The organism is Haladaptatus sp. ZSTT2 (assembly GCF_037081775.1).
In the GTDB taxonomy this organism is placed as follows: Archaea; Halobacteriota; Halobacteria; order Halobacteriales; family Halococcaceae; genus QDMS2.
Genome location: NZ_JBAMHQ010000001.1, coordinates 519,074 through 533,092, shown reverse-complemented (window position 1 = coordinate 533,092; position 14,019 = coordinate 519,074). Strand labels below are relative to the sequence as shown.

The window sequence follows — 14,019 nt, the reverse complement described above, 5'->3', positions numbered from 1 at the left end:
CCTCAAGGAAGGCCCGCGTAAAACCGTTCCTCATGGCGTGCACGAAGCGGGCACTAAATACGCAGGCGTCGTCAGTCGATGGCTCGCCAGACGTAGCGACTCGCGTAGCTGCGATACGGTCGCCAGTCGTCTGCCTTTTCGACCATCGCCTGTTCGTCCTCCAGGTCGTAGAGTTTGGTCATCCCGTTTCTGATCCCCAAATCTTCGACCGGGAACACGTCTTCGCGGGCGAGGACGGACATGAGGAACATCTTCGCCGTCCAGACGCCGACGCCGGTGATTTCGGTCAGGTCGTCGATGACTTCTTCGTCGCTCATTGGCGCGAAGTAGTCGTGGGAGACGCCGTCTTCGAAGTGGGCGGCGATGTTGCGGACGTAGCGGATTTTCTGACTCGACAGGCCACACTCACGGAGTCCCTCCTCGTCGGCCGCGCGGATGCCGTCTGGGGTGATCTCGTAGCGGTCGAACAGCCGCTCGCGGATGGCGGCAGCAGACTGCACCGAGAGCTGTTGGTTGATAATCGCCGTAACGAGTCGGGCAAAGGGGTCGTCCGCCCGCTCTACGGGAATCTCGCCGTGTTCGTCAATCAGCGCGGCGAGCGTCGGGTCAGTTCGCAGATGCGCGTATGCGTCGGTCACAGTGCAGGGAAGGAGTCGAATACAAAAAGCGGTTTCCGCTATTCCTCCACCGGTGCTGCGGGGACGCCCACGACGGTTGTTCCGGGTGCAACGTCAGAGAGGACGACGCCCCCCGCGCCGACCTGGGCGCCGTCACCGACTTCGATAGGGCCAAGCAGCGTCGCGTTCGCGCCGAGTAGCACGTCGTTCCCGATGGTCGGGTGGCGTTTTTTCGGATTGGAGGAGGTGCCTCCGAGCGTCACGCCGTGGAACATGACCACGTCGTCACCGATGATGGCGGTTTCACCGATGACGACGCCCATGCCGTGGTCGATGAACAGTCGCCGCCCGATGGTCGCGCCGGGGTGGATTTCGATGCCAGTGAGAAAGCGGGCGAACTGCGAGATGATTCGTGCGGTCACGCGAAACCCGCGGGTGTGCAGTGCGTGTGCGAGTCGGTGAAACAACAGTGCGTGGACGCCGGGGTAGGTGAGCGCCTCCGCAGTGCTCTTTGCGGCCGGGTCGTTTTCGATTGCGGTGTGGATGTCTTCGTAGAGTCTGCTGAACATTGATTGGGTTTGGAGAGTGTGGTCGGCTGCGACGCGCGTAGAAATGAGTCGTTCAGCAACAACAGCCAGCAGAGAGCGACTGCTGGTGAGCAGGCAACACCGGTCGCAGGTCACGAGTGGTGACGACCATAGCTACCAGCGTGTAACACGGGGAGTTTAAAGAGGGTTTGCAGTTCGGATGGGCCGAAGAATTGCGGTGCGGGACGATTGCGGAAGGAGTGACTATGCAGAAAAGCGAGCGCGGACGCGCTCGCACCCAAAAAGGTGGCTTTAGAACCCTTTACCCAACAGTTCGCGAGCGATGATGTTCTTCTGGATTTCCGTGGTGCCCTCGTAAATCTGGGTGATTTTCGCGTCGCGGTAGAAGCGTTCAACGTCGAAGTCGTTGACGTAGCCTGCGCCGCCGTGAATCTGGACGGCTTCGTTTGCGACGTCGACGGCCACGCGCGAGGAGTACTCCTTGGCCATCGAGGCGAGTTTTGTGAGCAGGCCGTCTTCGTTGTCGACCGACCACGCGGACTTGTAGGTGAGGTTGCGGGCGGCTTCGGTGCGGGTGTACATATCAGAGAGCTTGTGCTGGATGGCTTGGAAGTCCCCGATTGGGCGACCGAACTGCTCGCGTTCTTTGGCGTATTCGAGCGCGCGCTCTGAGGCCCCTCTGGCGATGCCGACGCCCTGTGCGGCCACGCCGGTGCGGGTCTCGTCGAAGAACTGCATTTGCTGGAGGAAGCCCATCCCGCGGGTGCCAACGAGGTTCTCCTCTGGCACGCGGACGTTGTCGAAGATGAGTTCTGCGGTGTCGCTCGCGCGGATGCCGAGTTTCCCCGTAATCTTGTCTGCCTCGAAGCCGTCGCGGTCGGATTCGACGATAATCTGGGAGAAGCCGTTGTAGCGGCCTTCAGCTTCTGGGTCGGTCTTACAGAGGACGACGAAGAAATCCCCAACAGACCCGTTCGTAATCCACATCTTGTTGCCGTTAATCACCCACTCGTCGCTGTCTTTCTCGGCTTTCGTGGAGACAGAAGACACGTCAGAGCCGGTGTCGGGTTCGGAGATGGCCGCGCCCATGATGGCGTCGCCGCTTGCGATGCCGGGAAGGTACTCCTCTTTCTGTTCGTCCGTACCGAACTCCATGATGGCCTCGCCGCCGAAGCCGGTGGAGGTGAGACAGAGGCCGATGCCGGGGTCTGCGGCGAACAGTTCTTCAATGATGATGGCGAGTTCGAGCGTCGAGTAGCCAGCGCCGCCGTACTCGATTGGGATGTTCGCGCCGAGAAGGCCCATGTCGCCTGCCTTCTCGATGATTTTGTGGGGATATTTTTCTTCGACGTCGTACTCCGTCGCGACAGGTTTCACCTCGTTTTCGGCAAAGCGCCGAATCTCTTCTCGAATCTGTTTTTGCTCGTCGGTAAAGCCAAACTCCATGGGGGTGTGAATGGCCATAGCATACTTAATTCCTTGTAACCGATTTCAAACGGAATTAGCGTTTTTCAGGCCTGCAGATAAACTCAACGCGCGTTTCAAAATCGCACAAGGAAAACGTTGAAACCTCTGTGCCGTGGATGTATGACCAGATACACCATGGAACTTGATGACATCAACACGATTGCGGTTCTCGGTGCTGGGAACATGGGTCACGGCATCGCAGAACTGGCCGCACTCGCTGGCTACGACGTGAATCTCCGCGACATCAAAGAGGAGTTCGTCCAGAACGGCTACGACAACATCGAGTGGTCGCTCCAGAAACTCGCAGAGAAAGACCAGCTCTCTGATGAGGAAGCAAGCGACGCCTTAGACCGCATCACGCCGCTCGTTGACGTCGAAGAAGCCGTCTCGAATGCCGACTTCGTCATCGAAGTCGTCCCCGAGAAGATGGACATCAAAAAAGAGGTGTACGCAGAAGTCGAGGAGTACGCTCCCGACCACGCCATCTTCGCAACCAACACTTCCTCGCTTTCGATTACCGAACTCTCGGAAGTCACCGACCGTCCGGAGCGATTCTGTGGGATGCACTTTTTCAACCCGCCCGTCCGCATGGCGCTCGTCGAAGTCATCACGGGCGCGTACACGAGCGAAGATACCCTCGCCCTGACAGAAGACCTCGCAGAGTCTTTCGGTAAGACACCAGTCCGCGTGCGCAAGGACAGTCCCGGCTTCATCGTCAACCGCATCCTCGTCCCGCTGATGAACGAGGCGTGCTGGGTCGTCGAAGACGGGACGGCGACGATGGAAGAAGTCGATTCGACCGTCAAGTTCGAACTCGGTCTGCCGATGGGCGCGTTCGAACTCGGTGACCAGGTCGGCAACGACGTGACCTACCACGTCTTAGACTACATGCACGAGGTGCTCGGCGAGGCCTACGCACCGTGCCCACTGCTCAAGGAGACGGTCGAAGCAGAACACTACGGCAAGAAGGTCGGCAAAGGCTTCTACGACTACGAAGACGGCGACGGCGCGACCATTCCGACCGACAAAGGCCGCGAAGACGTCGAACACCGCCTACTCGCCGTGATGGCGAACGAAGTCGGCAACCTCGTCGGCAACGACGTTGCGCCAGCAAAGGACATCGACGAAGCTGTGATGCTCGGCGGTGGCTACCCAACTGGCCCCGCGAAGATGGCAGACGAAGTCGGCCTCTCCGTTCTCGTCGAAACCCTTGATGACCTTCACGAAGAAACGGGCGCCGCACGCTACGAAGTCTCTGACGGCCTCCGCGAGAGTGCAGAGGCTGGCGGCTTCTACGCCGGTGGCGACGACGACGAAGTCGAGTTCTCGGCCATCGAAATCGAGTACCCCGGCGACATGGTCGGTCACATCATCCTCTCACGCGAGGCACGCATGAACACGGTCAACGAGGAGATGCTCGACGACCTTTCGAATGCAATCGACCTGCTTGAAGACGACGACGAGGTCCGCGCAATCCTCATCACTGGTAAGGGCGGACGCGCCTTCTCCGCCGGTGCAGACGTCACCTCGATGGCCGGGAGCGCAGACCCACTCGACGCCATCGACCTCTCGAAGAAAGGCCAGGAAACCTTCGGCAAACTCGAATCCTGTTCGATGCCCGTGCTCGCGGCCATCGACGGCTTCGCCCTCGGCGGCGGGTTCGAACTCTCGATGTGCGCAGACCTGCGCATCGCCTCAGAGCGCTCGGAGCTTGGCCTGCCAGAACACAGTCTCGGCCTCCTGCCGGGCTGGGGCGGTACCCAGCGTCTCCAGCGCCTTATCGGGATGAGCCGCGCAAAGGAGATTATCTTCACCGCAGAGCGCTTCGACGCGGAGACGATGTACGATTACAACGTGCTCAACGAAGTCGTCCCGAACGACGAGTTCGAGGAGCGCGCTCACGAACTGGCCGCGAAGCTGGCCGGTGGCCCACCAATCTCACAGTCGATGACGAAAGAAGCGATGCTCCGTGGCTGGGAGAACATCGACGCCGGTCTCGCCCTCGAATCGAACGCGTTTGGTCACCTGATGGCGACCGACGACCTCATGGAGGGTATCTCCGCGTTTATGGAAAAGCGCGACCCAGAGTTTGCGGGCAAATAACATAGCGGAGACGGAACGGAACGTTTAAACTTTTCTCCGCAAAACGCAGTAATGTACCCTGACGAAGCAGGGGAAACCGGTCGACAGCAGGTGGATGAGCTCCACTGTCTGACCGAATGAGCAAGTGTGCTCCGTTGTTGAGACGGACGAAGTCCGTCGATGCTCGGAGCGAACGAAGTGAGCTCCGTTGGTGTAGTCCGGCCAATCATTTCGGCCTTTCGAGCCGATGACCAGGGTTCAAATCCCTGACGGAGCATTTCTCTCGAAGCAAACTACCGAGCGATAGCGAGGTAGTTGCGAGTACAGAATGCGGAGGAAGGGATTTGAGCAGGGAGCAACTTGTTTGCGACCGTGTTCAAACGCTGGTGAGTTACTGACTCTCATGGCGCGCAAACGCGGAGCACTTGCTCACGACACAGTTATCAGAAAAATTTAGTTTCCCCACCCTGTCGCAGAACCGTCAGATGTAGTGGCTCCAGACCATCTCTTCTAAGTACGCGCGCTGGTCTTTTTGCCCACCATCAGTCTTGATGCGGCGGGGTTGTTGAACGAGTGGAACGAGTGGCGCGCCGGTGTTTTCACCGTCGGTGTACTGTCGTGCAGTCATCAACCGAAAAGTCTACGCCTCAGTAGATAAACTTAATCATTGTTAATTGTAGATTCAGTAAATTGGACAGGACAGTTCGGATATCATGCACATTATTTCTGGCGGGTTCGCGCCCGTATCGACCAACGATTGCCGGTGGTTGCCGCCGGTTGGCACGCGGGAATTGCTTGTGGGCCGGGCGGACATGCATTCGCCTGCCGTGACTGGCGTGCGACCAGATCTCGGTGTGCAGTGGAATAAATAAAGCAGTCAATAAAAGGGGAAGCAGTTACAATCCGTGACTTCAATGACAGGAGTATGACGACAGCCGAGTGGCTCACGGCAGAGCGGGAGTACAGCGACGAGGTAATCGGTGATGACACAATCTCGCGGCTGTTCGAGGTGAGCGCAGAGCGCAACGCCGCCCAGGACGCCCAACTGTACAAAGGCGGCATCTACAACCGCTCGCTGACGCCGGACATCCTTCCAGCAGCACCGGACGGGCAGTACGCCGCGCTCACCTACGCCGAGATGCGCGACGTCGTCCACAACCTCGCCGCGGGCTTTCGCGACCTCGGCGTCGAAAACGACACGCGCGTCGGCATCTTCGCAAACACACGCATGGAGTGGGCACAGACTGACTTCGCCCTCCTCGCCGCCGGGTGTGTCGTGACGACGGTGTACACCGAGTCTGCCCCCGCACAAGTCGAGTATCTGCTCTCAGACCCCGGCGCTCGCGGCGTGGTCGTCGAAAATACAGAACTGCTCGACCGCGTGCTTGAGGTGGAAGACGACCTCAAACTCGACTTCATCGTCGTGATGGACGAGTTCGATGCCTCCTACGACCGCGAGGACATCTACACGCTCGCAGAGGTTCACGACCGCGGCAAAGCGACGTTCGACCCAGACGCCTACGAGGAGTGGCTCGCAAACCGTTCTCTCGACGACCTCGCAAGCCTCATCTACACCTCCGGCACCACTGGCAAGCCAAAGGGCGTCCGCCTCACCCACGGCAACTTCCGCGCGAACGTAAACCAAATCCACCGACGGTTCGGCCCGCGACCAGACCGTGACCCGTCCGTCCCGACCATCGACACCGATACGACCGCCCTCTCATTTCTCCCGCTCGCGCACGTCTTTGAGCGAACCGCAGGTCATTTCGTCATGTTTGCCTCTGGGGGCACTGTTGCCTACGCAGAAAGCGCTGACACCGTGGGCGAAGACATTGCAATTGTCCGCCCCACAACGGCGACGAGCGTCCCGCGCGTTTACGAACGCATCTTCGACTCGATGCGCGAGCAGGCAAGCGAGTCACACCTCAAAGAGCGTATCTTCAACTGGGCCATCGACATTGGCCGTGAGCACTACCAGACGGAGAACCCCGATACGATGCTCTCCATCAAGTACGCCATCGCAGACCGCCTCGTCTTCTCGACGGTCAAAAACCAACTCGGGGGGAACATCGAGATGTTCATCTCCGGCGGTGGCAGCCTCTCGAAGGAACTTGCAGAACTATTCAACGGCATGGGACTCCCCATCCTCGAAGGCTACGGTCTGACCGAAACCGCGCCCGTGTTGACGGTAAACCCACCGGAAGACCCGCGCCCGGGCACCCTCGGCATCCCACTCACGGAGGTCTCTATCAAGTTCGACACGGCCGCCGTCGCAGCCGACCAACGCGAGCAGGCGGGCGGGGAAATCGGGGAACTCCTCGTGAAGGGGCCGAACGTCTCGTCTGGCTACTGGATGAACTCGGAAGCCACCGCCGCTGCGTTCACCCAAGACGGCTGGTTCCGTACGGGAGACCTAGTCGAACGAGGGCCGGACGACTACCTCATCTACCACGACCGACTGAAACAACTGTTCGTGCTCTCGACGGGGAAAAACATCGCCCCCGGCCCAATCGAAGATGCGTTTGCGACGAGTCCGCGCATCGAGCAAATCATGGTCCTTGGCGACGACCAGAAGTTCGTCGCCGCGCTCGTCGTCCCGAACTTCGAGAGCCTCCGCGCGTGGGCAACCCGCGAAGGTATCGACCTGCCCGAGTCGAAAGCCGAACTGTGTGACCATCCGCGCGTCAAAGAGTGGGTGCAAGCAGACATCGACGAGAAAAACGCGCAGTTCAGCAAGTCTGAGCAAATCAAGCAGTTCGAGCTCGTCCCTGTCGAGTGGACGGCAGAAAATGACCTGCTCACCCCGTCGATGAAGATGAAACGTCGCAACATCCTCGACCGCTACGAGGATGAACTCGTCAGTATCTACGGCAAAGAGCAGATGAAGCAATCGAAGTCCCCGTAATCACTGAACCAACGACGTGAGCACGCGCGACTCGGCTTTTCTCAGGTGTTCATCGACCGTACTCGGCGCACAGTCCAACTCGTCTGCGATGTCTTTGTGCGTCGCGCGTCGTGGGATTTCGTAGTAGCCCTTCTCGACCGCTGTTTGGAACACTTCGAGTTGTCGGTCGGTGAGCGCAGACAGGATGTTCTGACCGTCCGGACTGTAGCGCCCGACCTGTTCGACCGAAATCCGAATAGAGTCAGGTATCTCTTCGAGCGCCTGTCTGAGCATGTCGTGGATGCCGACCACCGTCGTTCGCAGCCCGCCATTGCCGGTGAATTCGAGTGGCGTGTCGATGATGAGGGCGTACTTCTGGGCGAGTTTCATCAACGTCCCTGCGGGCTCGCCGGGGACGACGTGGAAGTAGATGTGGAACTCGTCCTCGTTCGTGTCGAGCAGCTCGTAGTTCAAAACCGCCGCTTCGTCGGCGAGTTGGTCGATGAGAGGTGCCGGGTCGCCAGTGAGACGGTACAGAAGGACGCCGGTGCCATCGCCAAGCGAATCGACGTGCATCAGCGCATCACGGGTGACCTCGGGCAGTTGGGCGATTGCCTTATCGACTGGATGGATGGCTCCGTCTTCGGGGGTCAGCGTGAAATCGAAATACCTCATTGTGGGACTCGGGTTGGACAGGGGTGGGTCATCACTATCACTACTGGGTGGTGGGGGTGCGCTCGTGGGTCGGGGACACGAGACAGTTCAGTACCTGCTTCACAACCTTCCTAATTATTCGTTGTGGAACGGCCAACCACGGAAAAAGGGTGTATCGAGTGGTCAGGCCAGCCACTCTTTTGGCTTCGTGTCGTAGTCCACGTCGTCTGCGGCGATGGGTTCGACCTCTTCCCACGGCAGGTCTTCGACACTTACCGTCTCGCCGTCGTAGCGGATGAGCTTGCCGCGCTCTTCTGGCTCCGGTTCGCGGTCGCGGCGGCGCGCCACCTCGATGGCGTGGTCATCGACCTCTTTGATAATCGTCTTGAGCGAGACGGGCCGACCCCAGAGGTCGAAGACGCGCTCTAACACCTGCGTCGCCTGCTCTAAGTCGAGCATGACGCCGTTGTAGCGGTGGCCGAGCAACAGCTCGTTGCGGTTGTTGTAGTTCCCGTCGAGCACCAGTATCGTTGGCCGCCCGAAGTTGGTGAATTGCAACATGAGTTTCTTCTTCACGTCGCGGTAGTCCACGCTCGTCACGCGGAAGTCGCGGGTCGTCTGGACGTACTCGTAGGTGAAGTAGTGATTTTCATCCACGAACTCCTGAGTGAGGAACTCGTCTAAGAACGTCACGTCGTTGTGGCTCTCGCGAATTTCTGCCATCCGGTCCCAGCCTTTCGTAAAGTCGAGGTCTGAGAGCGCCTCGCCAACGTCGGCGTACTGGCTGTCGTCGAACATGTAGCGCGTGAGGCGTTCGAGTTCCTCTTGGGTGATGCGCTTTATGAACCCCTGATTCTGGTGTTTGACCAGCGAGAAGTGGCGCTCTGCGAGTCCTTCGAAGGTGAGCACCTTCCACGGGTAGGCTTCGACGTCAATCTCGCCGTCTTTGGCGAGGGCGAGCGCCTCGGCGTCGATACGCGGGTCGTCGGGGTCGAGATTCGAGAGCGTCTCCGGGCGGATGGAATCGACCATCGCATCCGGTTGCAGCGACTCCATCACCGCGTCGAAGTCGATGACATCGTGGAAGTTGCGCCACGTCACGCCGTCGATGCGAAGCAGGCGCTCTGCCACCATCGCGCGGTTGGTCGTGTTCTCTATGTACTCCCAGAGCTCTTTTCCGAGTTTGTACGGGTTCAGGCCGGGCGACCCGAGCACCTTCGCCTGATGGTCTGCGTAGCTGATGAACTCGTCTGCACCCGCAAAGTGCTCTTCGCCCATCATCATCGACTCCCAGTAGGCGGCCCATCCTTCGTTCATGATTTTCGTCATCTTCTGGGGGGCGAAGTAGTAGGATTCGCGCCGGAGGATTTCGAGCACGTCGCGTTGCCACTCTTCCATGTCGCGGGCCTTGCCGTTCTCTTCGTCGAACTGCTTGCCGTAGCTCCAGAGGAACGCGAGGATGTCTTTTTCCGGTTCCGGCGGGAACGTCGGCGTCTCATCACCCTTCCGGCGGGCTTCGAGCCACTCCTCGTCGAACACCTCGCGCAACACCTCTTCGGAGATGTTGAGGCTCTTTAGGCGCTCGTCGATGTCCTCTTCGTCCGGGAGCCGCGAGGCGCGATAGGAGGCAGACCGGAACGGCCGATGTTGGTCGATGTTGTCCTCAAGACAGAGAATCGAGTCGATCCACGCTTCGACCTCAGAGCGGTCGATTTCTGGGTCTGCCATGTACTCACCGATGGTTTCTGCGTGGCGGGCGAGCATCGCCGCTGCGTTCGGTTGTGTCTCCGCAAAGAGGCGGAACCAGCGGTTGTTGCGGAAGAAGTCGGCGTGGGCTTCGACGTGCGTGATGACGGCCTTCTGGTCTGCCATCGAGTTCGACACCTGCAAGAACGCGTTCGAGGGGTTGTCGTTGTTGACAATCTCGAAGGCTTTGCCGCCGAGGAACTGCGTCTGTTTCTGTTGCTGTTCGTACTTCATCCCCCAGCGCCAGTGGGGGTAGCGCGTCTGGAACCCATCGTAGGCGATGAGCGCGTTCATCTCGTCGTAGTCGATAATCCAGTAGTTGACCGGGTAGGGTTCGAGGCCGAGTTTCCGCGCGAGCGCGTTCGCTTCGCGCACCGGCTCTTCTAGCTGTGCGGCAACTTTTCGATTTTCGTAGTCGTCTCCGGTCATGCTTCCTCCGTGCTCAAGATGGTGTAAATTGCGTCTAACACGTCTTCGGGGCTGGTGACGTAGGCCACCGCCACGTTATCGCTCTCTTTGAAGTGGCGCTCGACTTCCTCGGCGTGGGTCGCATTGATGGCGTTTCCTGACGGCTGGGTCTCCACGTATGCGTGGAGGTTCGCGTCGATTTCCTCCATCAACGGGATGACGCGCTCTTCGGTGTCGTTCGAGGAGTTCTCGCTGTCGCCCGCCGCGAACACATACCGGTTCCACTCGGCCCATGGGTACTCCTCATCGAGGATGACTTTGGCGAGTTGGTAGGCCGAGGAAATCTTCGTCCCGCCGCCGGAACGAATCCCGAAGAACTCGGGGCGTTCGACCTGCCACGCCTCTGCGTCGTGGGCGATGTAGACGAACTCGGCGTTGTCGTATTTGCCCTGCAGATACCAATCCAGCGGAGTGAACACGCGTTCGACGAGTTCGCGTTTGGTCTCGCGCATCGACCCGGACACGTCGCGGATGTTCACCACGACGACGTTCTTCTCGCGGGTTTCGACGATTTCCGGATAGCGGTAGCGCTCGTCTTCGCGGCGGAACGGCAGGTGCCGGATGCCGTCGCGGCGGATGCGCTCGATGGAGGTCGTCTGTTCGACGTTCTCCTCCATCTCCGCTATCGACGGCCACGTCGCGCGGTCTGCTTCTGGAATGTCCGAATACCGGTCGTCGAGCCACGCCCGCGAGACGGGCATGTGCTGGGCGCGCGCCCACTCGAAGACCTCCTCTGGACCCCAGCCATCGACCTTCAGCGCCTCGGTGACGTAGTCGTGGTCGAAGTCGAAGGCAAGCTTTCGTTTCAGACCCTCTTTGAACATCCGCTCGAAGTCGAGCGTGCTGGAGGGGCCGGTGCGGGTGATGTCCGTGTAATCACCCTCTATCTCCTCTACGATTTCCTTGCCCTTCGGTTCGAGGTCGAGCCCGAGGGTTTCGTCCAACTCTTGGGCGAACTCCTCGGGGTCCATCTCGTAGTACTCGTGGTCGCCGCCCTCGCCGCCGGGCTTGCCGTCTTCGCCGTCGCCGGGTTGTGGCTGTGGCTGGCCAACGGGCGCTCCCACGTCGGGGGTACCGCCCTGGCCCTGTCCGACGCCACCGCGGTCTCTGCGGTCGTATTCGAAGCCGGGCAAATCCACGATTTTGATGGGGATCTTCACTTCGTGGGGCAGGCTACGGCCGAGGTCGCCGTACTGGATGAACTCGGCTAAGTCCTGGCGGCGTTCTTCGCCAACCTCGCGGTAGCGTTCAACGTCGTCTCTCAGTCCCATTTGTGTACCACCTCTTTCATGACATGACGGCTCGTGAGCTCCGCAGAGGCCTCAGAGTAGTCGAACAGTTCGACCATGTTTGCGATGGTGCGGGCTTTCACCGCCGTCGTTTCCGTCCCCGTTGCCGGGTCGTCCCACTGCCGAGGGTTGAAGTCCGGGTAAATCCGCTTGACATCGTCCCAGTCGTGCATTTCGAGCACGGTCTTGATGATAGGGATTTCTTTCAAGTTCACGTCCCGGACGTGGAAATCTTCGTCGCGATTTTGCCACGCGTGGCGGTTTAACGCCGTGATGATTTTCTCGCGGCGGAAGTCTTCGACCGGTGCGGTTGGGTTGTTCGACCGGTAGTCCTCACCGTCGAACCGTCCGAGGTGCTCGGTCTCGAAAATCTTCATCTTGAGCGGGTCGGGGTCGACCGACTCGCCGCGAGCGTTCACAATTTGCTCGTCGTTCGCCCACGCGTAGACGTGTTCGATGTACTCCTCGACGGTGGCTTCGTCCACGCGCTTTTCGCGCATTATCGCCTGGAGCACGTCCTGTTCTTGCTGGTCGAAGATGTGCTTTTTCACGGTCACGACGCGGTTTTCAAACTCGGCGCGCTCGCCAGCGGAGAACACCGGGGCCTCTGCGAGGCCTTTCGCCATCGCGTTCAGCAGGTCGCGCGGCATGATGACGTGTTCGACCGGGAGCGTCGCATGATAGCGGTCTTGCTCGTGGTTGAGCAGGTCTGCGATGATGTCGCGGGTGAAGGTGACAGGAATCCCGCGCTCGCCGTCATGGCTGTCCGGGTCGAATTCGAAGTCGTCGATGTCTCGGCGCTCGTCGCCCTCTTGGAGGTAGCCCTGGTCGAACAACAGCGCCTTGTCCACGAGGGTCAAGCCCGCAGGCAGGTCTTCGTTGTCGAGGCGTGTGACGACGCTGTAGAGCGCCGCCGCCTCGATGGCGTGGGGTGCGAGCTCTTTTTCGACGACCGTGTCGCGGTCACCGCCACGCACCTGGAGGCGCACCGGTTGTCGGATGAGTGCGCCGACCTCATCGTACTCTTTGAAGGTCCACACTTGGCGTTCGTTCGTCACCTCGCGGTGGACGAGTTCGGCTTCCAGACTCAGGTTCGTCAGGTAGCCAAACTCGTGTTTGTCGAGGCGGCGTTTGAGCGCCTTCAGCGGGTCTTGGTCGTTGCGCTCTGCGTGCTGGTTGAGTCGCGCCTCTAAGTCGGGGTTCGAGATGATGACCAACTGCGTGTCGATGTCCATCCCGATGCCCTTATCGAGTTTTACCTGCGACTCGTCGGGCACGTTGAGCAGCCGCTGAAGTAAGTCTGCGTGCTGAGCGGCGTCTTCGACCACCGTGATGACGCTGTTGCCCTGTGAGAGCACGCCGTCGTAGCTGAACGCCTGTGGATTCTTGCGCCCGCGCGAGTCGAGTTCGCGGAGCATCCCAGCCATCCACGAGCCGACGAGCCGCTCTTTGGGCGTCCCGTCGTCTTCTGAGTGGAGCACGCCAACGCCGTGTCCAATGTCCACGACGTAGTTCTTCACGCGCAGGTGTTTTGGGTCCGTGATTGCGCTGAAGAGGTCGTGTTTGCCCTCGCGGCGGTACTTCTCCTCGAGGAAGTTGTACGCCTCGCGGCAGAATGGGTCGAGTCGGCCTTCGACGACCACGTCGATGTGATCGCCCGGCCGGGCGTTGAGTTCTTTCAGTAACTCCGCGCGAACCTCACGCGGGAAGACCGTGAGCGGGTGTACCTGCACTGGACTCTCGTACCAGTCGTCTTCCGCGAGTTCGATTTCGTCACCGTAAGTGAGTCCACCGGAGGTGTTCGCTGAACTAATGTTCCACTCGACGGTGTACCGCCGGCCCTCCTCGGTCATCGAGTAGGCCTGCAACCCGTTTATCAGACAGCGTTTGAGTTCTGACTTACCAGTCGCCGTCGGGCCGTGGAGCCAGATGATTTTCTCATCTTTGCCCCGTCTGGCCGCAATCGACCGAAGGTCGTCGACGAAGGCGTTGAGCGATTCCGTGTTACCAAGAATCGCGTGCTCGCCGTCGTGTGAGGGGTCGTCGAAGAAACAGTAACGCTGTTTCTCCTCGCCGTTTTCGACCACCGTGCGCGTCCCTGCGCTCTCGATTGCTTCGAGGAGATACTTGGTCGCGTGGCTCGCCAACCGCGGATTTTCGAGGATAACGTCTACGTACTCAGCCAGAGACATCGGCTGTTCGTAGGCTTCCCGAAGGGCCTCGTTCGCCGCGGCGATGTATTCGGTTCCATTGCTCACGGCATC

10 protein-coding genes and 1 tRNA gene are annotated in these 14,019 nt (G+C 59.8%); 3 read left to right on the top strand and 8 right to left on the bottom strand.

What is annotated here, in order from left to right; translation table 11 throughout:
• Positions 1–71 precede the first annotated feature (71 nt).
• From V5N13_RS02770 to V5N13_RS02760, 3 genes are all read right to left on the bottom strand, one after another.
• A complete protein-coding gene (locus tag V5N13_RS02770) occupies positions 72–638 on the bottom strand; it encodes a DNA-3-methyladenine glycosylase family protein (protein ID WP_336359530.1) in 567 nt (188 codons plus the stop codon).
• Positions 639–676: 38 nt separating this feature from the next.
• A complete protein-coding gene (gene cysE / locus V5N13_RS02765) occupies positions 677–1,186 on the bottom strand; it encodes a serine O-acetyltransferase (RefSeq protein WP_336359529.1) in 510 nt (169 codons plus the stop codon).
• A gap of 270 nt (positions 1,187–1,456) precedes the next feature.
• Positions 1,457–2,611, bottom strand: coding sequence for an acyl-CoA dehydrogenase family protein (locus tag V5N13_RS02760; protein WP_336359528.1), 1,155 nt, complete (start codon positions 2,609–2,611; stop codon positions 1,457–1,459).
• Positions 2,612–2,767: 156 nt separating this feature from the next.
• Here V5N13_RS02760 and V5N13_RS02755 point away from each other — a divergent pair, with 156 nt between their 5' ends.
• Both V5N13_RS02755 and V5N13_RS02750 read left to right on the top strand, forming a co-directional pair.
• Positions 2,768–4,735 (top strand): 3-hydroxyacyl-CoA dehydrogenase/enoyl-CoA hydratase family protein, encoded by a 1,968-nt coding sequence (locus V5N13_RS02755; RefSeq protein ID WP_336359527.1) that lies wholly within the window; start codon positions 2,768–2,770, stop codon positions 4,733–4,735.
• Positions 4,736–4,916: 181 nt separating this feature from the next.
• Positions 4,917–4,991: transfer RNA gene (locus V5N13_RS02750), tRNA-Glu, on the top strand.
• A 204-nt stretch (positions 4,992–5,195) separates the two neighbouring features.
• On the opposite strand, the gene V5N13_RS02745 is transcribed toward V5N13_RS02750, so the two are convergent.
• Complete coding sequence (locus tag V5N13_RS02745) at positions 5,196–5,342, bottom strand: hypothetical protein (RefSeq protein ID WP_332899301.1); 147 nt, start codon at positions 5,340–5,342, stop codon at positions 5,196–5,198.
• Between the two features lie 297 nt (positions 5,343–5,639).
• Between V5N13_RS02745 and V5N13_RS02740 the strand changes: the two genes are divergently transcribed.
• A complete protein-coding gene (locus V5N13_RS02740; RefSeq protein ID WP_336359526.1) occupies positions 5,640–7,619 on the top strand; it encodes an AMP-dependent synthetase/ligase in 1,980 nt (659 codons plus the stop codon).
• On the opposite strand, the gene V5N13_RS02735 is transcribed toward V5N13_RS02740, so the two are convergent.
• The 4 genes from V5N13_RS02735 to V5N13_RS02720 form a co-directional block, all read right to left on the bottom strand.
• The gene (locus tag V5N13_RS02735; protein ID WP_336359525.1) at positions 7,620–8,273 is read right to left on the bottom strand and encodes a helix-turn-helix domain-containing protein; all 654 of its coding nucleotides are present in this window, start codon (positions 8,271–8,273) and stop codon (positions 7,620–7,622) included. It abuts the gene before it with no gap.
• Positions 8,274–8,435: 162 nt separating this feature from the next.
• Positions 8,436–10,427, bottom strand: a complete 1,992-nt coding sequence (locus V5N13_RS02730) for a SpoVR family protein (RefSeq protein ID WP_336359524.1) — start codon at positions 10,425–10,427, stop codon at positions 8,436–8,438.
• Entirely contained in the window at positions 10,424–11,737 is a 1,314-nt protein-coding gene (locus V5N13_RS02725; RefSeq protein WP_336359523.1) for a YeaH/YhbH family protein, read from the bottom strand. The genes V5N13_RS02730 and V5N13_RS02725 overlap by 4 nt, the downstream gene beginning before the upstream one ends.
• Positions 11,728–14,013 carry a PrkA family serine protein kinase gene (locus V5N13_RS02720; RefSeq protein WP_336359522.1) on the bottom strand — a complete coding sequence of 762 codons (2,286 nt, stop codon included), beginning with the start codon at positions 14,011–14,013 and terminating at the stop codon, positions 11,728–11,730. The genes V5N13_RS02725 and V5N13_RS02720 overlap by 10 nt, the downstream gene beginning before the upstream one ends.
• Positions 14,014–14,019 lie beyond the last annotated feature (6 nt).

Bases quoted from the DNA above. Each gene is read 5' to 3' on its own strand.
- V5N13_RS02745 (WP_332899301.1), bottom strand. From the start codon at position 5,342: ATGACTGCACGACAGTACACCGACGGTGAAAACACCGGCGCGCCACTC.
- V5N13_RS02735 (WP_336359525.1), bottom strand. From the start codon at position 8,273: ATGAGGTATTTCGATTTCACGCTGACCCCCGAAGACGGAGCCATCCAT.
- V5N13_RS02725 (WP_336359523.1), bottom strand. From the start codon at position 11,737: ATGGGACTGAGAGACGACGTTGAACGCTACCGCGAGGTTGGCGAAGAA.
- V5N13_RS02755 (WP_336359527.1), top strand. From the start codon at position 2,768: ATGGAACTTGATGACATCAACACGATTGCGGTTCTCGGTGCTGGGAAC.
- cysE (WP_336359529.1), bottom strand. From the start codon at position 1,186: ATGTTCAGCAGACTCTACGAAGACATCCACACCGCAATCGAAAACGAC.
- V5N13_RS02730 (WP_336359524.1), bottom strand. From the start codon at position 10,427: ATGACCGGAGACGACTACGAAAATCGAAAAGTTGCCGCACAGCTAGAA.
- V5N13_RS02740 (WP_336359526.1), top strand. From the start codon at position 5,640: ATGACGACAGCCGAGTGGCTCACGGCAGAGCGGGAGTACAGCGACGAG.
- V5N13_RS02760 (WP_336359528.1), bottom strand. From the start codon at position 2,611: ATGGAGTTTGGCTTTACCGACGAGCAAAAACAGATTCGAGAAGAGATT.